This window comes from Streptomyces sp. NBC_00691, from assembly GCF_036226665.1.
Lineage (GTDB): Bacteria > Actinomycetota > Actinomycetes > Streptomycetales > Streptomycetaceae > Streptomyces.
The window spans coordinates 753,475-776,472 of the sequence record NZ_CP109007.1; the positions used below are offsets into that span (position 1 = coordinate 753,475).

Annotated in this window: 22 protein-coding genes and 1 pseudogene; 13 read left to right on the forward strand and 10 right to left on the reverse strand. The window is 72.3% G+C overall.

Going from position 1 to position 22,998, the window contains the following annotated elements:
- Nucleotide 1 precedes the first annotated feature (1 nt).
- Complete coding sequence (locus OG392_RS03430) at nucleotides 2–1,366, reverse strand: streptophobe family protein (protein WP_329275375.1); 1,365 nt, start codon at nucleotides 1,364–1,366, stop codon at nucleotides 2–4.
- Nucleotides 1,367–1,546: 180 nt separating this feature from the next.
- Here OG392_RS03430 and OG392_RS03435 point away from each other — a divergent pair, with 180 nt between their 5' ends.
- The 3 genes from OG392_RS03435 (at nucleotide 1,547) to OG392_RS03445 (ending at nucleotide 4,538) form a co-directional block, all read left to right on the forward strand.
- On the forward strand, nucleotides 1,547–2,980 hold the full coding sequence (locus OG392_RS03435; RefSeq protein ID WP_443054665.1) for a DUF6777 domain-containing protein: 1,434 nt from the start codon (nucleotides 1,547–1,549) through the stop codon (nucleotides 2,978–2,980).
- Nucleotides 2,981–3,397: 417 nt separating this feature from the next.
- A complete protein-coding gene (locus OG392_RS03440) occupies nucleotides 3,398–3,937 on the forward strand; it encodes an aminotransferase class I/II-fold pyridoxal phosphate-dependent enzyme (RefSeq protein WP_329275379.1) in 540 nt (179 codons plus the stop codon).
- Nucleotides 3,938–4,034: 97 nt separating this feature from the next.
- Nucleotides 4,035–4,538 (forward strand): FBP domain-containing protein, encoded by a 504-nt coding sequence (locus OG392_RS03445; protein ID WP_329275382.1) that lies wholly within the window; start codon nucleotides 4,035–4,037, stop codon nucleotides 4,536–4,538.
- A 30-nt stretch (nucleotides 4,539–4,568) separates the two neighbouring features.
- Here OG392_RS03445 and OG392_RS03450 read toward each other — a convergent pair whose 3' ends face one another.
- Complete coding sequence (locus OG392_RS03450) at nucleotides 4,569–5,777, reverse strand: acyl-CoA dehydrogenase family protein (protein ID WP_329275384.1); 1,209 nt, start codon at nucleotides 5,775–5,777, stop codon at nucleotides 4,569–4,571.
- Between the two features lie 136 nt (nucleotides 5,778–5,913).
- Between OG392_RS03450 and OG392_RS03455 the strand changes: the two genes are divergently transcribed.
- From OG392_RS03455 to OG392_RS03475, 5 genes are all read left to right on the forward strand, one after another.
- Entirely contained in the window at nucleotides 5,914–7,110 is a 1,197-nt protein-coding gene (locus OG392_RS03455; RefSeq protein ID WP_329275386.1) for a CaiB/BaiF CoA transferase family protein, read from the forward strand.
- An 81-nt stretch (nucleotides 7,111–7,191) separates the two neighbouring features.
- Nucleotides 7,192–7,863, forward strand: coding sequence for a GntR family transcriptional regulator (locus OG392_RS03460; protein WP_329275388.1), 672 nt, complete (start codon nucleotides 7,192–7,194; stop codon nucleotides 7,861–7,863).
- Nucleotides 7,864–7,902: 39 nt separating this feature from the next.
- Nucleotides 7,903–8,481 (forward strand): 3'-5' exonuclease, encoded by a 579-nt coding sequence (locus OG392_RS03465; RefSeq protein WP_329275391.1) that lies wholly within the window; start codon nucleotides 7,903–7,905, stop codon nucleotides 8,479–8,481.
- Nucleotides 8,482–8,530: 49 nt separating this feature from the next.
- Complete coding sequence (locus OG392_RS03470; RefSeq protein WP_329275394.1) at nucleotides 8,531–9,124, forward strand: TetR/AcrR family transcriptional regulator; 594 nt, start codon at nucleotides 8,531–8,533, stop codon at nucleotides 9,122–9,124.
- Nucleotides 9,125–9,259: 135 nt separating this feature from the next.
- Complete coding sequence (locus tag OG392_RS03475; RefSeq protein WP_329275397.1) at nucleotides 9,260–11,323, forward strand: galactose-binding domain-containing protein; 2,064 nt, start codon at nucleotides 9,260–9,262, stop codon at nucleotides 11,321–11,323.
- Between the two features lie 104 nt (nucleotides 11,324–11,427).
- Here the strand turns inward: OG392_RS03475 and OG392_RS03480 are convergent, their stop codons facing one another.
- The gene (locus OG392_RS03480) at nucleotides 11,428–12,714 is read right to left on the reverse strand and encodes a YncE family protein (RefSeq protein WP_329275399.1); all 1,287 of its coding nucleotides are present in this window, start codon (nucleotides 12,712–12,714) and stop codon (nucleotides 11,428–11,430) included.
- A gap of 144 nt (nucleotides 12,715–12,858) precedes the next feature.
- Here OG392_RS03480 and OG392_RS03485 point away from each other — a divergent pair, with 144 nt between their 5' ends.
- Nucleotides 12,859–13,482, forward strand: coding sequence for a CBS domain-containing protein (locus OG392_RS03485; RefSeq protein ID WP_329275401.1), 624 nt, complete (start codon nucleotides 12,859–12,861; stop codon nucleotides 13,480–13,482).
- A 154-nt stretch (nucleotides 13,483–13,636) separates the two neighbouring features.
- Here the strand turns inward: OG392_RS03485 and OG392_RS03490 are convergent, their stop codons facing one another.
- The 3 genes and pseudogenes from OG392_RS03490 to OG392_RS03500 all read right to left on the reverse strand — a co-directional run.
- Entirely contained in the window at nucleotides 13,637–13,936 is a 300-nt protein-coding gene (locus tag OG392_RS03490) for a DUF1876 domain-containing protein (protein ID WP_329275404.1), read from the reverse strand.
- A 329-nt stretch (nucleotides 13,937–14,265) separates the two neighbouring features.
- Nucleotides 14,266–15,087 (reverse strand): maleylpyruvate isomerase family mycothiol-dependent enzyme, encoded by an 822-nt coding sequence (locus OG392_RS03495; protein ID WP_443055057.1) that lies wholly within the window; start codon nucleotides 15,085–15,087, stop codon nucleotides 14,266–14,268.
- A 282-nt stretch (nucleotides 15,088–15,369) separates the two neighbouring features.
- A pseudogene (locus tag OG392_RS03500) lies at nucleotides 15,370–15,555 on the reverse strand (diaminopimelate decarboxylase); the annotation flags it as partial.
- 551 nt (nucleotides 15,556–16,106) lie between these two features.
- Between OG392_RS03500 and OG392_RS03505 the strand changes: the two are divergent.
- Nucleotides 16,107–16,802, forward strand: coding sequence for a type 1 glutamine amidotransferase domain-containing protein (locus tag OG392_RS03505; RefSeq protein ID WP_329275408.1), 696 nt, complete (start codon nucleotides 16,107–16,109; stop codon nucleotides 16,800–16,802).
- 88 nt (nucleotides 16,803–16,890) lie between these two features.
- The gene (locus OG392_RS03510) at nucleotides 16,891–17,856 is read left to right on the forward strand and encodes a LysR family transcriptional regulator (protein WP_443054666.1); all 966 of its coding nucleotides are present in this window, start codon (nucleotides 16,891–16,893) and stop codon (nucleotides 17,854–17,856) included.
- 222 nt (nucleotides 17,857–18,078) lie between these two features.
- Here the strand turns inward: OG392_RS03510 and OG392_RS03515 are convergent, their stop codons facing one another.
- Entirely contained in the window at nucleotides 18,079–18,282 is a 204-nt protein-coding gene (locus tag OG392_RS03515; RefSeq protein ID WP_030213732.1) for a cold-shock protein, read from the reverse strand.
- A 120-nt stretch (nucleotides 18,283–18,402) separates the two neighbouring features.
- Complete coding sequence (locus OG392_RS03520; RefSeq protein WP_329275413.1) at nucleotides 18,403–19,113, reverse strand: 2-phosphosulfolactate phosphatase; 711 nt, start codon at nucleotides 19,111–19,113, stop codon at nucleotides 18,403–18,405.
- Nucleotides 19,114–19,403: 290 nt separating this feature from the next.
- Here OG392_RS03520 and OG392_RS03525 point away from each other — a divergent pair, with 290 nt between their 5' ends.
- Entirely contained in the window at nucleotides 19,404–21,305 is a 1,902-nt protein-coding gene (locus OG392_RS03525; RefSeq protein ID WP_329275415.1) for a propionyl-CoA synthetase, read from the forward strand.
- Nucleotides 21,306–21,430: 125 nt separating this feature from the next.
- Here OG392_RS03525 and OG392_RS03530 read toward each other — a convergent pair whose 3' ends face one another.
- Together OG392_RS03530 and OG392_RS03535 are read right to left on the reverse strand one after the other, a co-directional pair.
- A complete protein-coding gene (locus OG392_RS03530) occupies nucleotides 21,431–21,934 on the reverse strand; it encodes a hemerythrin domain-containing protein (RefSeq protein WP_329275417.1) in 504 nt (167 codons plus the stop codon).
- 266 nt (nucleotides 21,935–22,200) lie between these two features.
- A complete protein-coding gene (locus tag OG392_RS03535) occupies nucleotides 22,201–22,479 on the reverse strand; it encodes a hypothetical protein (protein WP_329275419.1) in 279 nt (92 codons plus the stop codon).
- 299 nt (nucleotides 22,480–22,778) lie between these two features.
- On the opposite strand from OG392_RS03535, the gene OG392_RS03540 reads away from it, so the two are divergent.
- Nucleotides 22,779–22,952, forward strand: a complete 174-nt coding sequence (locus tag OG392_RS03540) for a CsbD family protein (protein WP_329275422.1) — start codon at nucleotides 22,779–22,781, stop codon at nucleotides 22,950–22,952.
- Nucleotides 22,953–22,998 lie beyond the last annotated feature (46 nt).

Consider the following 22,998-nt stretch of genomic DNA (forward strand, 5'->3'; position numbering starts at 1 on the left):
TCTACCTCTGGGGCCGTGGCGGTGGAGGCGCGTTCACGGTCCTGGGCCCGGTCTCGCCCTTGCGGCGGACGCGGGTGGCGAGCAGACCGCCCAGGAAGCCGAAGAACAGCCCCCAGAGGAGGGCGAAGCCGACCGTTCTCCAGATGTGGGGGCGGAGGATCACCTCACCGCCCAGGGAGTCCAGATCGCCGATGCCGAGGACCGAGAGGCCCAGGCGGGCCTCCACCAGCGTCAGCGGGGCGACGACCAGCATCGCGAGCGCGAAGGCGATCGCCAGGTGCAGGGCGTGCTGCCAGACCTTGATCCTCGCCGGGGAGCGCACCGCCGCCACGAAGGCCGCCGCGAGGACCAGCACGGCCGCCACGGGGAGCAGCCACCATGCCCGGGCGTCCTGCGCCGCGAGCGAACTCAGGTCGATGGTCGAGAGGTCCGTGCTGTCGGCCGCTCCGTCCCCCTGGCGCAGGACGGCGTCGAGGATCTGCGGCATCGGAAGGCCGAACGGGCCGTCGACCCTGCCCTCCCAGGAGCCGCCGATGCCCACGCCGAGCGCGAGCCAGGTGATGTTGGGCAGGCCGAGCAGGACGACCGCGAGGGTCTCCGCGGGGTGACCCTTGGTCGCCGCGACCACCACGCCGATGACCAGGCCCACGACCACGTACGCGAGGAGCAGCAGGAGCATCGCGTACGCCGCGGGCCGAACGGGTTCGTGGTAGCGGACGAGCCGGGACGGCAGGGGCGTTCCGCGGGAGACGAGGAGCGCGACGACGAGCACCCCGAGGATCCACAGAAGTCCGTAGAAGAGGGTAGGACCGAGGTCGACGCGGAAGCCGACGGTGGGGTTCACCGCGTCGAGCAGCTCGCCGAAGATATCCATCAGGCCGCTCTGCTCGTCCCCGCCGCCGAGGGTGAGGGGGAAGTCGTGCCGGGCGACGGCGGAGACTCCGGCCAGGGCCGCCAGCCAGAGGACGACCGTGCTCACGAAGCGGAGCAGGAGTTCGCGGGAGCCGGCCACGGCATGATGTCGCAGGGGCCGCAGGAAGCAGTAGCCGGTGACCAGTGCGCCCACCAGGGTGACGGTCAGCGGCATGGCGGTCAGTTCGGCCTGGGTTCCGGCGAGGGCGCCGGCGTCGCCGGAGAGTTCGACCTGGCCGCCCGCGGCCATGACGACGACGGCGGCCAGGACGGCGGTGAAGCCGCCGGGCAGATCGCCCGCGCCGGCCGCCCAGAGGCCGAGGCCCGCGACGACGCCCATGGCGACGAATCCGGCGACCACCGCGGCCAGGGACTGCAGGCCGACGCGGGCGAGGTGCCCGCCGGCGGTCGCGGCGGGCGTGGGGGTGGGGAGCCGACTGCTCACCCTGCTCACGCTAGTACCGGTGACGGTCGGCCGCTTGCGGACGGGACCGGACGGGTACGGGGCCGGGGGTGTACGGCCCCGGCGCGTGCGGGCTGTTGCCTGCCGGGCTCTGCCACTCGGGGTCCTCCGCTTGCGGGTACCCACCGTTCGGCGCACACAATGGGCCCGGAACGGAAGAAAGGGAAAAACGTGACTTCCCACCCGCCGTCCGGCCCTCCGTCGGTTCCTCCTGCAGGTCCCCCCTCGGGCCCCCTCTCGGGCCCGAGCACACGCCCGGGATCCGCCGGACCCCCGCCACCGCCCCCAGGACCGCCCCACAGCGGCTCGGGCGGCGGTTCGTCCGGCGGCTCCGGCGGCGGCTCTTCCGGCGGCTCCGGCAGTGACGGCGGTTCGGGCGCTCCCGGCGGGGCCGGTGGTTCCGGCGGTCCCGGTGACGGTGCTTCCGGCGCCCCCGGGAACGGCGGCCCCGGCAGGGGCCCCTGGTGGCGTTCCGTCCCCAAGGTCGCCTCCGTCACCGCCGTCGTGGTCGCGGCCGCCGCCCTGGCCGTGGTGCTCACCAACCGCCCCGACGACTCCCCCGACACCACGGGTTCCGGCGGCGGCGAGGTGTTCCTGCAGAACGCGGCCGCGACCGGTCCCGACCCGTTCACCAAGTCGACGGCCCGCACGGAGTCGACCTCCGCCTCACCCGCCTCACTGCCTCCCCGTACCTCCTCGGCCACCACCGAGGTATCGGGCTCGACACCCGGCCTCTACGGCGGGACGCAGTCGGTGGCCAGCTGCGACGTGGAACAGCAGGTCCGTTACCTCGCCGCCGAGCCCGCGAAGAACGGCGCCTTCGCCTCCACCCTGGGCATCGAGGCGAACCAGGTGCCCGACTACCTGCGCTCCCTGACCCCGCTTCAACTCCGCGCCGACACCCGGGTGACGAACCACGGCTACAAGAACGGCGCCGCCACCACGTACCAGTCCGTGCTCCAGGCCGGGACGGCGGTCATGGTCGACAACCGCGGGGTGCCCCGGGTGCGCTGCGCCTGCGGCAACCCGCTGACACCGCCGGTGGCGCAGAAGTCGCCGAAGCCGACGGGCACACCGTGGCAGGGCTACGACGCCGACCAGGTGGTCGTCGTGGCACCGTCGGTGACGGTCGTGAACGTCTTCGTGGTGTACGACACGGAGGCCGACAGCTGGTTCGCGCGGCAGCACGGTGACCACGGCAAGCACGACAGGCCGACCCCGCCGCCTCCCCCGCCCACCAGGTCACCGTCGACCTCGGCGTCCACCTCGACGCCCCCGTCCGTCTCCCCGTCGACGCCGGTGCCGTGCGTGACGGTGACGGGCGACGAGACCCCGACGCCGAGCGGCGGCGTGACACCGTCTCCGTGCCCCTCGACGCTCTCCCCCGCGACGCCGACGTCCTCGCCGCCGACCACCACGCCCTCGGACACGCCCCCGTCCACCGATACGCCCCCTTCCGACACCACGCCCTCGGACGACACCACCCCGCAGGACGACTCGTCACCGGTGACCAACTCGCCGGGCCCCGAGTCCGCGCCGGTCACGGACGGTTCGACGGCTCCGTCCGCCGAGTCGGCCGACGGGTCCGGAGGGTCCACCGCCTGACCGCCCCGGCCCCGCGCAGGCTCCGCAGCCGCGCCCCCAGCCGAAGGGGCTGGACCGCCCGCCGCTCCGCGGGTGGCCCTGCGGCTGCGACGTCACCGGGGCGACCATCGACCTCGCCCTGGCCTCGCCGGAGGCCCCCGCAGAGGAACTCTCCGCCGCGCTCGCCTCGGCGGCGGCCGAGCTCCCCCGCTACGCCGGGACGCAGGGCTACCACCCGTACGGACTGCCCGCGCTGCGCTCCGCCGTCGCCGCCCGCTACACGGCCCGGGGCCTGCCGACGCTCCCGGAGCAGATCCTCGTCACCACCGGGGCGCAGCAGGCCCTCTCCCTGGCCCTCACGCTGCTCGGCCGGTCCGGCGACCGGGTGCTCGCCGAGAACCCCTGTACACCAACGCCCTCGACGCCATGCGGGGCCGCATGCTCCGGATCACCCCGGTCCCGGTCACCGAGAAGGGCTGGGACACCGGGCTCGTCGACGCCGCGCTCCGGCAGACAGCGCCGCGTCTCGCCTATCTGATCCCCGACTTCCACAACCCGACCGGGCATCTGATGCCGCAGGAACAGCGGCGTGACCTGGCGCGGGCGGCGCGGGCCACCGGGACCTGGCTGGTGGTGGACGAGACGCTGACGGACATCGCGCTCGACGTGGCCGCGCCGCCGCCGTTCGCGGCGGCGGCCGCCGGTGGCGACAGCGAGCAGATCGTCTCCGTGGGGTCGCTGAGCAAGACCTGCTGGGGCGGTCTCCGGGTCGGCTGGGTGCGGGCGTCGTCCCGGGTCGTGACCGAGCTGGCCCGGGTGCGGATCACGGCCGACCTGTCCGGTTCCGTACTGGACCAGCTGGTGGCCGTCGCCCTCATGGACCGCCTCGACGTGATCCTGCCGAAGCGCCTGGCGGAGCTGCGGCTGCGCAGGGACGCGCTGACCTCGGCCCCGGCGCTGCCGGACTGGGTGGCCTGACGGGCCCCTCGCCGCGGGGTCGGCACAGGGGCTCACGGGCCAGGTGCAGGGGCTTATTCGGATGCCCGCCGACCCCGGTCCATGTACGGTCCACCGAGTGGAACCATTGACCGACAAACAGATCCGCTCGTCCTTCGTGAACTGCACCAAGGGCGAGGCGGCACGCCTCAAGCTGCCGCTCGACTTCGCCGAACTCCCCTGGGAGGATTTGGACTTCCTCGGCTGGGTCGACCCCGGTGCGCCGCTCCGCGCCCACCTGGTCGTCCCCCGCGAGGACGGACCGGTCGGTGTGAGCCTGCGGGTTCCGGCCGCCGGCCGGACCAGCGCCATGAAGTCGAGCATGTGCCAGGTGTGCCTGACCGGGCACGCCTCCTCGGGCGTCACGCTGCTCGTGGCACCGCTCGCCGGGCCCCGGGGCCGTGACGGGAACACCGTCGGGATCTACCTCTGCGCCGACCTCGCCTGCTCCCTCTACGTACGGGGCAGGCGGCAGCCGAAGCTGCGCGGCCGGCGCCAGGACGAGTCCCTCACGCTCGACGAGCAGGTCGCCCGTCTGACGGGCAACCTGGGCGCCTTCGTCGACCGGGTGACATCGGCCTGAGTCCGCGTCGGGAGGGGCTTGCGGGCCGGTTCAGCGGAAGGCCTGTTCGCCGGTGAGCGCCTTGCCGATGACCAGGGAGTGGACCTCGCTCGTGCCCTCGTAGGTGAGCACCGACTCCAGGTTGTTGGCGTGGCGCAGCACCGGGTACTCCAGGGTGATGCCGTTGGCGCCCAGGATCGTGCGGCACTCGCGGGCGATGGCGATGGCCTCGCGGACGTTGTTCAGTTTGCCCACGCTGACCTGCTCGGGGGTGAGCGTGCCCGCGTCCTTGAGCCGTCCCAGGTGGAGGGCGAGCAGCATGCCCTTGCCGAGTTCGACGCACATGTCGGCGAGCTTCTGCTGCGTCAGCTGGTACGAGGCGAGCGAGCGGGCGAAGACGGTCCGCTCGCGGGCGTAGGAGATCGCCGTCTCCAGGCAGTCGCGGGCGGCGCCGAGGGCCCCGAAGACGATGCCGAAACGGGCCTCGTTGAGGCAGCCGAGCGGGCCGGAGAGGCCACGTGCCCCGGGCAGCATCGCGTCGGCCGGGAGGCGGACGTCCTCCATGACCAGTTCGCTGGTGACGCTCGCGCGCAGCGACAGCTTCATCTTGATCTCCGGGGCGCTGAACCCGGGGGTGTCCGCAGGGACGAGGAAGCCGCGTACACCCTCCTCGGTACGGGCCCAGACGACGGCGACGTCGGCCACCGAGCCGTTGGTGATCCACATCTTGGTGCCGTTGAGGATCCAGTCGGATCCGTCGCGCTTGGCGTTGGTCCGCATGGCGCCCGGGTCGGAGCCGGCGTCGGGCTCGGTGAGGCCGAAGCAGCCGATGTACTCCCCCGCCGCCATCTTCGGCAGCCACCGCTGCTTCTGCTCCTCGGAGCCGTACTTCCAGATCGCGTACATGGCGAGCGAGCCCTGCACGGAGACGAGCGAGCGCAGTCCGGAGTCGACCGCCTCCAGCTCCAGACATGCGAGGCCGTACGCGACGGCGTTGGTGCCCGCGCAGCCGTAGCCCTCCAGGTGCATGCCGAGCACACCGATGCCGCCGAGGGTGCGGGCGAGCTCGCGGGCGGGGATCTCGCCCTTCTCGAACCAGCCGGCGACGTGCGGGCGCAGCTCGCGGTCGGCGACGGCGCGGACCGTCCGGCGGATCTCGCGTTCCTCGTCCGTCAGCAGTCCGTCGACGGCGAGCAGGTCGAAGGGGTGGACGGGGGCTGAGCTGGACTGCGACGACGACGGCGACTGCGGCGACTTCACGGACGGCCTCCTGGCGGCTGTGGCGACTCGGCGAGGCGAAGCGTAGCCCTACATCGGATATTGGATCCAGTATTGAAAATCCCGTATACCGGATCTACGGTCCGAGTGGATCCGATCGCCAGCGAGGGAGAGCGGAATGCGCGCAGACCAGCCGGACACGCCGGGGCCGGCGGCGACCGGCGCCCTGTCCGGGATCGTCGTCGCCGACTTCGGCCGGGTCCTGGCGGGGCCGTACATGACGATGCTCCTCGCCGACCTGGGCGCGGACGTGATCAAGATCGAGCGGCCGGGTTCCGGCGACGACACGCGCGCGTGGGGGCCGCCGTTCGCCGACGGCGGGGCCACCTACTTCCTCGGGGTGAACCGCAACAAGCGCTCGGTCGCGCTCGATCTCACCGACCCCGACGACCTGGCGACGGCGCGCGCGATCGTGGACCGCGCGGACGTCCTGGTGGAGAACTTCCGCCCCGGCACCATGGAGAGACTGGGCCTCGGGTACGCGGACGTCCGGGCCACCAACCCCGGTCTCGTCTACTGCTCGGTGACCGGCTTCGGCACCGACGAGGGCGCCCGGCTGCCCGGCTACGACCTGCTCGTCCAGGCCATGGGCGGCCTGATGAGCGTGACCGGCGAACCGGACGGTCCCGGGACGAAGGCCGGGGTCGCGCTGGTCGACGTCATCACCGGCCTGCACGCGGGCATGGGCGTCCTCGCCGCCCTCCGCCACCGCGAACGCACCGGCGAGGGCCAGCGCGTCGAGGTCTCACTGCTCTCCTCCCTCCTGTCGGCGCTCACCAACCAGGCGGCCGCCCACCTCGCGGCCGGGGTCGTACCGCGCGCGATGGGCAACCGGCACCCGAGCATCGCCCCGTACGAGGTGTTCGAGGCACGGGACCGGCCGCTGGTCCTGGCCGTCGGCAACGACCGGCAGTTCCGGGTCCTGTGCGAGCGGCTCGGTCTGCCCGGACTCTCCGAGGATCCGCGCTTCGCGACCAACACGGCGCGGGTCGCCCACCGGGACGCGCTGGTGGCAGCGCTGGCCTCACGGTTGGGGACCCGTACCGCCGACGCCTGGTTCGAGGAGCTCACCGCGGCCGGGGTGCCGTGCGGGCCGATCAACGACCTGGCGGCCGCGTTCGACCTCGCCGACCGGCTGGGGCTCGCCCCGCGCGTCCCGGAGTCCGCGGCCGGTCCCGGTCAGGTCGCCCATCCGGTACGGCTCGGCGCCACCCCGCCGACGTACCGCGCCGCTCCCCCACGGCTGGGCGAGCACACGGAGGGCGTGCTGGCCTCGCTCACGCGGCCGGAGCGGAGCGACACGGGAAGTCCGTGAGCACGCGCGCGTAGGAAGATGGTCGGGACCGGTGGAGAGATCATCCGGCGGGCGGCACGAGGGATCGGAAGGTCACAGGCGATGAGCAGCGCGGTGCAGAGGCGGCGGCCGCAGACCGCCCAGCAGTTCGTTCTCGAGGAACTGCGGCGCGCCATCACCAGCGGGGAGCTGAGACCGGGCGGGCAGATCCGTCAGGACGCTCTCGCGGCGCGTTTCGAGGTGAGCCGGGTGCCGCTGCGCGAGGCCCTGAAAGCCCTGGAGGCCGAGGGCCTGGTCGTGCATCACATCCACCGGGGCTACTTCGTCGCGGAGCTCTCGCTCGCCGATCTGGAGGAGATCTACCGGATCCGCGAACTCCTGGAGACGGAGGCCGTGCGGATGGCCGTGCGTCGGATGCCGGACGGCGTCGTGGCCGCCCTGGAACGCGTCCAGCGGGAGGTCGAGCAGGCGGCCGACGAGGGCGACGTGCCGGCCATGGCCGCGGCCAACCGGCTCTTCCACTTCACGCTCATCGAGGCGTCGGGGATGCCGCGTCTGGTCCGCCTGATCGCCACCCTGTGGGACTCCACCGAGGCGTACCGCTCGCTCTACTACACCGAGGGTCCGCACCGGAAGCAGGCCGTCCGCGAGCACCGCGCCGTCATCTCCGCGCTCCGGCACGGCGACGAGGACGCCACCGTCCGCTGGCTCGACGAGCACCGGGCGCACGCGGTGGCGGCGCTGCGCGAGGTCCTGGACCTGGAACGGGACTGAGCCCCCGGCAGACGTACGGCACCGACTAGGCTTCTCGCCATGTATCAGGGGGAATTGATCAATGTCGTCGACGTGGAGGCGACCTGCTGGGAGGGCGAGCGGCCGCCCGGCGCCGTCAGCGAGATCATCGAGATCGGGTTGACGGTGGTCGATCCGGGAGCGGGCGAGCGGGTCTCCCGGCACCGGATCCTCGTGCGGCCGGTCCGCTCGAAGGTCAGCGCGTTCTGCACCGAACTGACCGGTCTCACCCAGGCGGAGGTCGACACCGGTCTGGACTTCGCCGCCGCCTGCCGGCTCCTGGCGACCACGTACGAGGCGGGTCCGCGGCCCTGGGCGAGCTGGGGCGAATACGACCGCAAGCAGTTCACCCACCAGTGCCGCGTCACCGGCACCCCGTATCCCTTCGGGCGCCGTCACACCAACGCGAAGGCCGTGTTCACGGAGGCGTACGGCCTTCCCAGACGGCCCGGCATGGCGCGTGCCCTGGAGGTCGCGGGGCTGCCCCTGGAGGGGCGGCACCACCGGGGCGAGGACGATGCCTGGAACATCGCGGCGCTGGTACTGCGCCTCGCGGAGCGGGGCGCGTGGCCGGCGGCCGACGCGGTGGACGTTCCGTAGGCACCTCGGGGACCTGCGGTTACTCTGGCGCCGGATGCGAGGAGGAACCATGGGGCGGATGCCGTCGGCCGAACGACGCAGACAGCTGGTCGACGCGGCGATCAGGGCGATGACCAGGGACGGGGTCGCCCGGACCACCACCCGGTCGATCTGTGCCGAGGCGGGTGTCTCGCTGAGCGTCTTCCACTACTGCTTCGAGTCCAAGCAGGCCCTCCTCGAAGCCGCGATCGAGACGATCAACAGCGACTACGTGGCGCGCGTGATGTCGGCCGTCGAGCCGGGCACCACCCTGCGCGAGACGGTACGGGGCGCGCTCCAGTCGTACTGGGACCATGTCACGGCCCACCCCGGCGAGCACATGCTGACGTACGACCTCACCCAGTACGCCCTGCGGGAGCCGGGGTTCGAGCATCTGGCGCGCGCCCAGTACGAGCAGTACGTGGTGTCGGCGGCCGCGCTCGTCGAGCAGGTCCGCGCGATGCGGGAGATGGAACCGCGGGTGCCGGTCGAGACGATCGCCCGGTATCTGGCGGCGGCGATCGACGGCCTCACGCTCCAGTTCCTGGTCGTCGGGGACGAGAAGACGGCGTCGACGCTTCTCGATCTGACGGCCGATCAACTTGTGTTCCTCATCGAGGGATAGAGGGATCCGGGTCGACTCGGTCACCGCCTCATGACCATCAACAGGTCATCTGTCCCGGACTATTGACTCACTCCGTCAACACCGCGATCCTCGGGGCGCCCGGTACTCCCCCACCATCCGGAGGCATCGCTGACCATGACTCGACCCATTTCGCGCGGGCCCGGCGGCAGATCCGCCCTCCTCGCGCTGTTCCTCGCCCTGGCCGCCGTCCTCTTCGGCTCCGGTCCCGTCCCCGCTGCCGCCGCCGGCGGTTCGTGGTGGGAGCCCACGTCCCGGCCCGCGGCCGACTCCCGGATCAACGTCACGGGTGCGCCGTTCACGGGAACGGACGCGCAGGGGAAGGTGCGCGGCTTCGTCGACGCGCACAACCACCTGATGTCCAACGAGGGGTTCGGCGGCCGGCTCATCTGCGGCCAGACGTTCTCCACGGCGGGCGCGGCCGAGGCACTCAAGGACTGCCCGGAGCACTATCCCGACGGTTCGGGCGCGCTGTTCGAGAACATCACCGGCGGGGCCGACGGCCATCACGACCCGGTCGGCTGGCCCACGTTCAAGGACTGGCCCGCCCACAACTCCCTGACGCACCAGCAGAACTACTACGCGTGGGTGGAGCGCGCCTGGCGCGGCGGGCAGCGTGTGCTCGTCAACGACCTGGTGACGAACGGCCTCATCTGCTCGATCCTGCCCCGGGACCGGAGCTGCGACGAGATGACGTCGATCCGCCTCCAGGCCCGCAAGACGTACGAGCTCCAGGACTACGTCGACGGGATGTACGGCGGTCCCGGCAAGGGCTGGTTCCGGATCGTCACCTCCGCGGCGCAGGCGCGTTCGGTGGTCGAGCAGGGCAAGCTCGCGGTCGTCCTCGGCGTCGAGACCTCGGAGCCCTTCGGCTGCAAGCAGATCCTCGACGTCGCGCAGTGCAGCAAGGAGGACATCGACCGCGGTCTCGACGAGTTGTACGGGCTCGGGGTCCGCAGCATGTTCCTGTGCCACAAGTTCGACAACGCGCTGTGCGGTGTCCGCTTCGACTCGGGCGCGATCGGTACGGCCGTCAACATCGGCCAGTTCCTGTCGACGGGCACCTTCTGGGCCACGGAGAAGTGCGCGGGCCCGCAGCACGACAACCCGATCGGACTGGCGGCGGCCCCGGTGATGGCCGCCAAGCTGCCGCCGGGCGTGAGCACCCCCTCGTACGCCTCCGACGCGCAATGCAACACGCGCGGTCTGACCCGGCTCGGTGAGCACGCCCTGCGGGGCATGATCGACCGCGGCATGATGCTGGAGCTGGACCACATGAGCGTCAAGGCCGCCGGGCGGGCGCTCGACATCCTGGAGTCCGAGGAGTACCCGGGCGTCCTGTCCAGCCACAGCTGGATGGACCTGGACTGGACGGAGCGCCTCTACAAGCTGGGCGGATTCGTCGCCCAGTACATGCACGGCGCGGAGGGCTTCGTCGGCGAGGCCGGCCAGAAGGCCGCACTGCGCGCGAAGTACAAGGTCGGCCTCGGCTACGGCACCGACATGAACGGCGTCGGCGGCTGGCCGGCCCCGGTGGGCAGCGGAGCGCCGAACGCGGTGAAGTACCCCTTCCGCAGCGCCGACGGCGGTTCGGTGATCGACCGCCAGGTGACGGGCGATCGCACCTGGGACCTCAACACCGACGGCGCGGCGCACAACGGCCTGGTTCCGGACTGGGTCGAGCAGATCCGGCTCAGCGGCGGCCAGGGCGTCGTGGACGAGCTGGCGGGCGGCGCGGAGTCGTACCTGGCCACGTGGAAGGCGACCGAGAACCACGAGCCGGGGGTCAACCTCGCGAAGGGCGCGCCGGGTTCGGCGAGCTCCTCGGAGTGGAACCCGTTCGTCAGCTACGCGCCGGGCCGCGCTCTCGACGGCGACACCGGCTCGCGCTGGGCCAGCGACTGGTCGGACGACCAGTGGCTGGGCGTGGACCTCGGGGCCGTCCGCAGGGTGGGCAGGGTGACCCTGGACTGGGAGCGCGCGTACGCGCGTCAGTACCGGATCGAGGTGTCGGAGAACGGCACGGACTGGCGGACGGTGTGGTCCACGGACGCCGGTGACGGCGGGTACGACACGGCGGAGTTCCCGTCGACGTCGGCCCGTTACGTGCGGTTCCACGGCGAGCGGCGGGCGACCCAGTGGGGCTATTCGCTCTACGAGGTCGCGGTGCACAGAGCCTGAGCGCGCGGGGACTGACCGCCGCGTGAACGTGCCCGGTGCTCGCACGCGCGTGGGCGGGGGCCGGCCGGATCGTGTGCCGATCCGGCCGGCCCCCGCTGCGGTTCTCAACTCCCGCTTACACCGGCCCAGTCGGCCGGGATGTGGGCGAGCCGCACACGCTGCGGGTGGTCGCCCACGTCCACGGATGCCACGCGCCGGCCGGTGGCGAAGTCGATGGCGGTGACGCGGTCGGCGCCGCTCTCGGAGATGACGCAGGACCGTCCGTCGCCGCTCACGGTCGCCCAGTACGGCTTGGACGCCTCGACGAGCGGGCCCTCCTGGAGGGTGGCGCGGTCGACCACCGTGGCGTAGTCGTCCATCGTCCCCGCCACGCAGAGCTTGTCGCCGTCGGGGCTCATCGAAAGGCCGTGGTGACGCGAGTCGTTGACCCAGGTGGTGCGGTCCGGGTCGGCCTTCGGGTTGCCGGGGAGGACCTTGGCCCGGGTGATGCGGTCGGTGGTGACGTCGTACTCCAGGAGGCCGTTGTAGAACGAGACCTGGAGGTAGAGCTTCTTCTCGTCCGGGGTGAAGGCGACGGGACGGACGGCGTCGGAGAGGTCCTTGCGGCCGAAGGCGTCGAGCCGCTCCCGCATGTCGATGACGCGGACGGTCCTGAACGTCGTGGCGTCGACGACGGTGATGCGGCGGTCGCCCTTGGTCCAGTCGAGCCAGGGGGCGTCGAGGGCGGTGGTGACCTCGCCGATGGACATGTTCCACAGGAGTCCGTCGGAGGTGAAGACGTTCTCGTGGGGCTTGTCGCCCGTCTTGAAGGAGCCGGTCTCGCGGCCGGTGCCGATGTCGAGGACGTGCACGGTGTTGGCGGTGGAGGCGGAGACCGCGACCCGGGTGCCGTCGGGCGAGACGGCCATGTGGTCGGCCCGGTAACCGGCCACGGGGAAGCGCCAGTTGATCCGGCCGGTGCGCAGGTCGAGGGAGACCACATCGGCGAAGCTTGGCCGGGAGACGACCATGGAGGATCCGTCGGGGGTCGCGTACATGTCGTCGACGAACTGGTCGTGCCCTTCCCCAGGGCCGCTGCGGACCCCGAGGAAGAACGCGAGCTTGACGGGGTTCAGATAGACCTCCCGCAGACGTTCCTCCTTGTCGGGGATCACGTTCACACGGCCGATGCGGTGGAAGTCGCCCTGGGCGGCGATGACGTCGGCCGTCCCGTCCCAGTTGTTGCCGACGAACATCGCCTCGCGGAGTCCGGCGGCGGCAGGATCCTCGGCGGCGGCCGGTCGGGGGACGGCCGATCCGGTGCCACCCGCCGTGGCGACGAGGGCGACGGCCACCGCGAGGGCGGCGGCGAGGCGGCGGGGGCGGGTGGACGACGTGCGGGGAGAGGGCATGCGGGGGTCCTTCCGGGAGGGGTGACTTACCCGAAGTAACCATGTACATGACAGGTCTTGCAAGCCCCCGTCGGCCCCCTTGTCCCGCTACGGCGCCCGGTAGGAGATCATGGACTCCGGAACCCAGAAGGGACGGAACGGACGATGAGGCACCGCAGTGTCGCCGACCTGATGACGCCCACCGCGGTGGCGGTTCAGCCAGGGACGTCGTTCAAGGAGATCGCGCGGCTCCTCGACGAGTACGGCATCACCGCCGTCCCGGTGGTCGACGACGAGAACCGCCCCGTGGGCGTGGTCTCCGAGGCCGACCTCCTGCGGCGGCACACCGCGAAGGACGGGCCGAGCACCGCGGAGGCCATGATGTCGAGCCCCGTCGTGACGGCCAGACCCTCCTGGACGGCCGTCGAGGCGGCCCGCCTCATGGAACGGCACCGGGTGAAGCGCCTGCCGGTCGTCGACGCGGAGGGGAAGCTGATCGGGGTGCTGAGCCGGAGCGATCTGCTCCAGCTGTTCCTGCGGAGGGACCGCTCGATCCAGGAGGAGATCCGCGAGGACGTGGTCGTCCGCATCCTGCGTCTCTCCCCCTCCGCCGTCCACATCGACGTCGACGAGGGCCGGGTGACCCTCAGCGGCACGCTGGACCGCGCGGGGATCGGCCCGATCCTCGTCCGGCTGTGCGAGACGGTGGACGGGGTGGTGGAGGTCGAGGACCGGCTGACGTACGAGGACGCGGGAGGGACGGCGGGCGGCGAGGCCGCGTCCGCGTAGGACGGGTCGGCGGCCGGGCCGGGGGCCGACGAGAGCCCGGCGGACGAGGAGAGCCCTACGCGCGCGGGGGGCAGGCAGGACGCACTCGCACCCGGCCCCGGCGTACCGCTCCCGTGGCCGCCGGGTCCTCACCCCGCGGGCTCCGACGGGCCGGTCAGGAGACCGCCTCCGGCCAGCCGTAGCCGGGGCCGGTGCGCTGGGGCACGGTCCCGGCGCCCACGGCCTCCATCTCCCGGTTGGCCTCACGCATGAGCTTGCCCGCCAGGTCCTTCATCGCACGACTCGCGGCGAGCTCGTCACCGATCGCCGGAACGTCGACGTCCGAGGGATTGCAGCGGGCGGAGCCGTGACCCGTGAGGGTCGAGTTGCCGGTCAGGAGCCGGGCCTCGGCCTTGGTCCTGCCGTCGTCCTCGACCAGCTCCACGCCGACCGTCCACTCCAGGGTGCGGGTCATGATCTGCCTCCTCGCACGGCCGGCCTCACGCGACCGAGGCGCGGCCCCTTCCGATACCTCCAGGATCCATCCGCGCGCGCCCCGCGGCACGCCGCGCGACGGGCGGTCACGGAACCGGGGCGCACCGGCACGCTCGGTGTCCGGTCAGGCGGACGCGTGGGCGGCGAGGAGCACCGTCCGCGGGCCGTCCGTCCGCCACGCCCAGGGCCGGGGCGACCATGTACTCGGCGAGCGCGCCGCGCGGGGTGTTGCCGGCGAGTCCGGAGCAGGACCGGGCCCGGAAGCCGAGCAGGGTTCCGTGCTCGGTGTCGCGCAGGTGACGACAGGCCCTACGGGGCCCGGAAGAGACGGGGGAAGCGCGGCGCCAGCCAGGGCTTGCGGCCCCAGCCGAGGGCCTTGCCGCGGGCGATCACGGGCCAGGGGTCGACACGGCCCAGGCCGAGGAGGAGGAAGGCGACCGGCTCGGTGAGGATCGTGCAGTCCGGGCGCGCGGACGGCTCGTGGGTCGTCTCGACGACGCCGTCCGTGATGATGACGCCGAAGGCCGGGCCGCTCCGGAGCCGTACCGCGAAGCGGGCCGTCAGGCCGTCGACGGCGGCCGGGTCGGTGACCCGGGGCATCGCCTCGATCATGAACGGCAGCGTGAGGTCGACCCGGTGCGCGTCCAGCATGTGGGGGCGGCCGACGGCGAGGGCCAGGTCGTAGCCGTGGCCGAGCATGTGCGTCAGCAGGTACGAGCCGAGGACGGCCGGGCGCATGACGCCGAGCGGGGTGGCGAGGAGCTCTTCCGGATCGCGCCGCTCCACCGACACGAGGAAGGCCTCGGCCTGGGCGGCGATCATCTCGGCGAGCGGGCCGGGCGCCCGCTCACCGAAACCGGCGAGCGCACGCTCGTTGGCCTCGGCGATGCCCCCGGGGCTGCCGTCGCCGTACGGGCGCTCGTGTCCGGCGGCCAGGTCGGCCATGAGGGCGTTGGCCTGCGCCAGGTGGGCGGCGGCCTCTCCGAGGGTCCAGGTGGACCGGGGTACGGGCAGCGCGGCGCCGTCTCCGCCGGGCGCCGCGCGCAGCACCGCGGCGATGTCCTCGGCCGTCCCCCGTATCGCCTCCGCGAGACCCTCGGGCAGCACCCCGACCGCACCCACGCGTTCCACTGTCACTCCGCACCCCTCCCGACCAGGCAGCCCCACATGGCGCACCGGTTGGTCAGGGACCGTACCAGCCGGTAGGTACTTCGGCACCGGTCGTGTCAGCCGCGCTTCTGGCCGCCGATCCTCCCCGCACCACCGGTGCGCGAAGGGGGCCGGGAGTGAAGGTCCGCCGATGCGCCCCCGAGACGGACCGGCGCACCGCCGGCGGCCGCCCCCCGCGGTGTCCTGTCGCCCCGGGCGAAGGCCGGCCGTCCCCCGACGGCCTCTTCGCCCGCCCGCGGCGGGCTACAGAACGACGTCCCGGGCCCGCAGGTCCTCCGACGTCTCCCGGCGCACCAGGAGTCGCGCGTGGCCGTCGAGCACGGCGACCACCGGCGGGCGGCCCACGAGGTTGTACGAGGAGGCCATCGAGAGGTGGTACGCGCCGGCCCCCGGTACCGCGAGCAGATCGCCCGGGTGGGTGTCCGCGGGCGCCGGGAACGGTTCCGCGGGCTCCGCGTCGTCTCCGTACAGGGCGTCTGCCATAGGTTCCTCCCGGGGAGCTGAACACGGTCCCCGGAACGGTCGCGCCGGGGGTGTCTCCGACGCTATGCCCGGTGATCACCGCTCCCGGGTCCCCCCTGACGCGCCCCTGACGCGCGGGGGCCGAACGCATACATCCCACTGACGTGTGCCGCCGGATCAGGTCCGGGGTTCGGGTCGGCGCTCGGCTCGGGAGCAGCGTCCCCGTACCGCCATCGGGGTCACTCCGCTCGTCTGTCGGCGTACGTTCCGGGGCTCGGTGCCGCCGGCGGTCGAGGCGGCGGCCGTCCGGCCTTTCCGCAGGCCAGGGTGACCGGCGTATTCCCGTGGAGCCATCGGAGTTCCCATGGCAGCCATTGGATTCCGCATTGGAAAGGTCCCCGGGACGGGGCTACGTTCGAGGACATCGCCACACCGACGGTCCCCGCACCGGGGCGCCGGGTGGGCGATCACCGCTCCTCGGGCCGGAAACCCGGCCCGTACCTCCCGGGAGAACCCTCATGCCCAAGATTCTTTTCGTGTTGACCGGCACCGACTTCTGGACTCTGGCCGACGGTACGAAGCACCCGACCGGCTTCTGGGCCGAGGAGGCGGCCGCGCCGTACGAGGCGTTCACGGCCGCCGGGTACGAGGTCGTCGTCGCCACCCCCGGTGGTGTCGTTCCGACGGTCGACAAGAGCAGCCTGGCCCCGGAGTTCAACGGCGGGCAGGAAGGTGCCGACAAGGTCGCCGCGCTCGTCGAATCGCTCACCGAGCTCCAGCACCCGATCCGCATCGAGGACGTGGACCTGGCCGAGTACGCGGCGGTCTTCTACCCGGGCGGCCACGGCCCCATGGAGGACCTCGCGGTCGACGCGGCCTCGGGCCGGCTGCTGATCGACGCCCTCGGCTCCGGCAAGCCGCTGGCCGTGGTCTGCCACGGTCCGGCCGCACTGCTCGCCGCCACGAAGGACGACGGCAGCAACGCCTTCGCCGGCTACAAGGTCACCGCGTTCACCAACGACGAGGAGACCCAGTCCGGTTTCGCCGACAAGGCGAAGTGGCTCCTGGAGACCCGCCTGGTCGAGGCCGGCGTCGACGTCCAGGTCGGCGAGCCGTGGGTCCCGAAGGTCGTCGTCGACCGCAACCTCATCACCGGCCAGAACCCGGCCTCGGCCGCCCCGCTCGCGGACCGCGTCCTGAAGGAACTGGGCTGAGCCGCTGCGACACCCGGACGGCCCCGGACGCCCCGCACCCTCAGGTGCGGGGCGTTCCCTGTCATAGGGATGCCGATAGGCTTGCCGTGTGAGGCATACGGATCCTGATGACCGGGCCGACGTTCCCCGCCCCGGTACGGCGCTGCCCGGCGGCACGGGACCGGCGGACCTGAATCTGCTGCGCACCTTCCTGGCGGTCTACCGCTCCGGCTCCTTCACCGCGGCCGCCGGGGTCCTGGGGCTTTCGCAGCCCACGGTGACGACCCAGATCCGGTCCCTGGAGCGGCAGACGGGCCGCGAGCTCTTCGAGCGGCTGCCGCGCGGGGTCGCCCCGACCACGGTCGCCCACGACCTCGCGGCCCGGGTCGCCGCTCCCCTCGACCTGCTCGCCGTCGCGACCGGCCAGGACACCGCGTCCCACGAGCGGGCCGCCCCCGTGCACCTGGCGGGCCCCGCCGAACTGCTCTGCACCCGTGTCCTGCCGGCCCTGGCACCACTGGCGGCCGACGGGGTACGGCTCCGCGTCACCCCCGGCCTCACCGAACCCCTCCTCGACGAACTCCGTGCGGGACGGCACGACATGGTGATCGCGACCTACCGTCCACGTGGGCGCGTACTGACCGCCGTACCGCTGATGGACGAGGAGTTCGTGCTCGTCGCGGCACCCGTGTGGGCCGACCGTGTCGGCGATCGGCCGGCGGATGAGGGCCCGGCGGCGCTGCACACCGTCCCGCTGATCACATACGCCGAGGACCTGCCGATAGCCCGTCGCTACTGGCGCCACGTCTTCGGCGGCCGGCTCTCCCGCTCCGCCGCCGTCACCGTCCCCGACCTGTGCGGCGTCCTCGCGGCGGTCACCGCGGGGGCGGGTTTCACGGTCCTGCCCCGCTACCTCTGCGAAGCGGAACTGGCCTCGGGCGCCCTCGTCCCCCTCCACCAACCGGACGACCCGCCCATCAACACCGCCTACCTCGCCCAACGCCCGGGCCGCCCGGCCAACCCCGACGTCACGCGCGTCCGGGACCTCCTGCTGGAGGCGGGCCGCACCTGGTGACGGGCCGTCGGGCGCCGGTTCGCCGCACCTGACCGGTTCAGGTCCCCGCATCCGGCGGCCGTGGTGGCGAACCCGACGGCTCCGGCAGGATCTTCCGCATCGATGTCGGCCGACCGGCACGGGGGCAACGACAGCCCGACGGCGCCCGCACGAGGTGCGGGCGCCGTCGACAGCGGGTCGCCGTCAGGAGGGAGACGAACTCGCCGGAGCGAGCGCCGGGGCTCAGCCCCGGACGATGTTCTCCGCCTGCGGACCCTTCTGGCCCTGGGTGATGTCGAACGTCACGGCCTCGCCCTCGGTCAGCTCGCGGTAGCCGTTGCCCGAGATGTTGGAGTAGTGGGCGAAGACGTCCGGTCCGCCGCCGTCCTGGGCGATGAAGCCGAAGCCCTTCTCGGAGTTGAACCACTTCACGGTGCCGCTGGCCATGCTCGTCCTTCTGGTCAGTCCGGCGACGGTCCGGGGTGGGACCGTCGCGGCGCCCTTCCACGGGCGCCACTTCCGTCTTCCCCCGACACACCGCCCTCTACACCCACCGATCCGATCTTGTTACATCCGATGGAGTGACATCCCGATTGTGGGCGAGGGCACGCCGTGCGGGCGGAGGACCATGAGGTCGTCCTCGGAGGTCGCCACCATGGCGAAGGGGAAACGGTCGAGTTCCAGGCAGAGGGCGACGTCGTCCGGGTGGGCTCCTTCGCGCACGCCCTCCGTCAGTTCGGTGGCGGCGCGCGACGCGGCGGCGCGCCGGAGGAACGCGGCCGCGTCCGTCGCGGTCCCGGTCGCCCTCCGGGCGATGTACTGCGCGCAGGCCAGGTCTTCGTCGGCCCGGCCGTCCTCGCCCGTGACCACGAACGTGACATCGTCCCCGTCGCGCGACCGCAGCATCCGGGCGGTCGCCTCGGCCACCACGAAGCCGGCGCAGAGCACGAGCGACGCCTCCTTGACCGCGAGGGCGCCGACCGTCCCGGCCGTGGTCTTCTGCACGACGGTCCGTCCGCCGAGGTCCACGGACCGCAGCAGTCCCGGCGAGTTGACGGCGTCGAAACCGGGCGCGGGCGGGCCGTCCTTGAGCGCCACCCAGTCCGGGTGGCCGGCCTTGAGCGCGAGGGCGTCGTCCAGCGACTCGGCCAGAACGATCTTCTCCGCCCCCTGGGCGAAGGCCCAGGCGGCCACGGTGTAGGCGCGCATGACGTCGACCACCACCGCCACGGTCGGGACTTCGGCCAACGCGGGGATACCAAGGAAGCGAGCGTCCATCGGGTCATGATCACCCATGCCCGACGCGAAGGGAGCCGGGAGTGGCACGCGTCACGTCGTCCGGATCGCCGGCCCGCGTCCGCATGCGCCGACCCGTCACCGGGACTCATGTCACCGGGTGTTCCGCTCGACCGGGTCGGCCGACATACGGTATGCGTGGTCCACCCAGCCCCCTACCCCCACCACTCCCCCCGCCATACGCCGCCACGCCCCGCGCTTCACGCCTCGGCAGCCGCAGCCGCGGTCCGCCCCCACGGCGTGGGAACCCGACGCGACAAGAGGAGTCCGCGATGGGAACGTACGAGGATGTCTTCCGTGCCAGTACGGAGGACCCCGACACCTTCTGGCTGAACGCCGCAGAGGGCATCGACTGGGAGGTCGCCCCCCCCCGGCGGGCACTGGACTCCTCGGGCGCCCCCTTCTACCGCTGGTTCCCCGACGGCCGTCTCAACGTCTGCTTCAACGCGCTCGACCGGCACGTCGAAGCCGGCCGCGGCGAACAGCCCGCGCTCGTCTACGACTCCCCCGTCACCGGCACCCGCCGGACGTACACCTACGCGCGGCTGAGGGACGAGGTGGCGGTCTTCGCCGGAGGGCTCGCCCGGCTCGGCGTGGGGCGTGGCGACCGGGTGGTGATCTACATGCCGATGGTCCCGGAGGCCGCCGTCGCGATGCTGGCGTGCGCTCGCCTCGGCGCGGTCCACTCGGTCGTGTTCGGCGGGTTCGCCCCGCGCGAGCTCGCCCTCCGCATCGACGACGCCACGCCCAAGGTGGTCGTCTCCGCCTCCTGCGGCATCGAGGGCGAGCGGGTCATCCCGTACAAGCCGCTGCTCGACGAGGCGATCGCGCTCGCCTCCCACGGGCCCGAGAAGAACATCGTCCTGCAACGACCGCAGATACATGCCGAGTTGGGGCCCAAAGATCTCGACTGGGCCGATCTGGTGGCCGGTTCACCGCCGGCCGCGTGCGTTCCCATGTCCGCGAACGATCCCCTGTACGTCCTCTACACCTCCGGAACCACCGGAAAGCCCAAGGGAGTGGTGCGCGACTGCGGCGGATACGCGGTCGCCCTGCACTGGTCCATGGGAGCCGTGTACGACATCGGCCCGGGCGAGACGATGTTCACCGGATCCGATGTCGGCTGGGTCGTCGGTCATTCGTACATCGTCTACGCGCCCCTGCTGGTCGGCGCCACGACCGTCCTGTACGAGGGCAAGCCGGTCGGCACACCGGACGCGGGTCAGTTCTGGCGCGTCGCGGCCGACTACCGCGTCAAGACCATGTTCACGGCGCCCACCGCGTTCCGGGCCATCCGCAAGGAGGACCCGGAGGGAACGCTCGCCGCCGCCCACGACCTCTCGCGTCTGCGCTACCTCTTCCTCGCGGGTGAGCGCCTCGACCCCGAGACCTATCGCTGGGCGAGCGACCTCCTGGACATCCCGGTGATCGACCACTGGTGGCAGACCGAGACCGGCTGGCCCATCGTCGCCAACCCGGTCGGGATCGAGGCAGCCCCCGTGAAACCCGGCTCCCCCACCCGGCCGTTGCCCGGCTGGGACGTCAGCGTCCTCGACGCCTCCGGCAAGCCGGTGCCCGAGGGCGTCGACGGGGCGATCGTGGTCAGGCTCCCGCTGCCGCCCGGAGCGCTCCCCACCCTCTGGAACGACGACGACCGTTACCTCGCCTCCTACCTGTCCGCCTACGAGGGCTACTACCTCACCGGCGACAGCGGACACCTCGACGAGGACGGCTATGTCTTCGTCATGGGGCGCACGGACGACGTCATCAACGTGGCCGGACACCGGCTGTCCACGGGAAGCATGGAGGAGGCCCTGGCCGCCCACCCCGACGTCGCCGAGTGCGCGGTCATCGGTGTCGCGGACCCCCTCAAGGGTCAGGTGCCGCGCGGCTTCGTGGTCCTCAAATCCGGCGCCGCCCGCGACGCGGGCGAGGTCGAGGCCGAACTCGTCCAGCTGGTGCGCGACCGCATCGGTGCCGTCGCCTCCCTCAAGGACGTGGCGGTCGTGGCCGCCCTGCCCAAGACCCGCTCGGGAAAGATCCTTCGCAAGACGATGCGGGGCATCGCCGACGGCCGCGACGAACCCGTTCCCTCGACCGTCGACGACGCGAGCGTCATCGAGGCGCTGCGCCCCGTCCTCCGGCGCGCGGGTGACGACGGTCCCCGTGCGTGACCGCAGGGCCGACGGTCCACGTGCGTGTCCGTCAGGCCGACGGCCCGCGGCGTGAGGGGCCGCAGCCGTCGCGTCGCCCCGGCGAGACCACGACCTCGCCGGGGCGACACGGCAGGTGAGTCAGCTCACCGGTTGACGATCTTGCGTACGTTCTCGATGTCGCCGCAGTCCGACGCCAGTTGCTTCGCGCGCTCCTCCAGGAACGCGGTGGCCAGCTCGGCGCGTCGCTCATCGGGAACGTTCTCCCTGGCACCGTTCAGGATCGTCCGCTCCTCCTCGTCGAGGTGGTGGGAGACCGCCTGCACCAGGTCCTCCAGCCGGGAGTCCCATGCGTCGGAGCCGACGTCCTCGACCTCCAGCAGGGCGAGGAGTGCTTCGTTCCCCTCGGCGTGCTCCTCGGTGCCGTGCTCGACCTCGTCGTCGTCGATGTCACGGAAGCGCTTGAGGGCCCCGTAGACCTCGGTCTCCTCCGCCTCGCCGTGTGCCACGAGCAGCGCGGAGAACTCCCTCAGCGCGGCCGCGCGGTCGGACTCGACACTCCTCATACGGCGGAACAGGTCTTCCATCGTGCGGTGATCCCTGAGGATGACCGCGACGACATCCTGGTCTTCCTTGCTGCCGGCACTCACCGTCGTCCTCCCTGTGTCGTGGGTCGTGGTCGCCTCGTCCCGCTCTGTGCGGCGTGGACGGGGGTGACTCGTCCGGCGGGTACCCCCGGTCGGGCGGGGCAATCCCGCCGCCACGGCGCGGAGTCGCCGGCGTGCTGCGTTCGGGTGAACCGCCCCAGATGCCGAGCTCGCCCGGAGCGGTACCGAGCCAGGCGGTACCGAGCCAGGCGGTACCGCTCCGGGGTGGACGAATCCGGCCACCGCGAGATCCCAGCCCCCGGCGAGGGCTACGCCGCCGTGGGCCGCGTGCCCGGGGCGATCCGGAGGGGGCCTACGACCGTCATCGGGGTCCCCAGGCCCTCGCACAGGCGGCGGGCCCGGGCGAGCACGCTGAGTGAGGCCGGGGAGGGGTCCGATGTGGGCAGCTGTATGCGGACGTGCCGCGGGCCGTGGACGGCCAGAAGGGTCTCGATGTGCAGGGTGACTGCCGCACGGCCGGCGACATCGAGGTCGCGCAGGAGGGTCACGTGCAGAACGCGGTCCTCGAAGACATGGCTGATGAGCATGAACCCTCCTGGCGCACGTCGGTCCACCCTCTGCCCCGGCCCTCCGCGGGCGAGGCTCGGTCCTCCGTGGGCGGGAGGGGACGAGGGGCGGTGGACCCAGTATCCGACAACCGCTGCTCAGCGGCGCGCGGGACGACCGGGGCGGGCGTGGGTGGGGGCCGGTTCGCCGGACGGCCCGGAGGCGGCGGTCCACCCGGAACGGTCCTCGGATGCGGCGCTCGATCCGCGGCCAGGTTTACGGGACACGAAAACGGCTAGCCGCGAAGCAGCAGACGAAGAGGCACGAGAGGAGCGCGACCGTGTCGAGCGAACAGAAGATGAAGGCCAAGAAGGAACAGGTCAAGGGCAAGGTCGAGGAAGCGGCCGGCCGGGCCACCGGGAACGAGCGGCTCACGGCGAAGGGCCGCGCCGAGCAGAAGAAGAGCGACGCCCGGCAGGCCAAGGAGAAGATCAAGGACACGATGAAGGACTAGCACCGCCGGTCCGTCGTCCGCCGTGCGGGCAACACACCCGTACAGG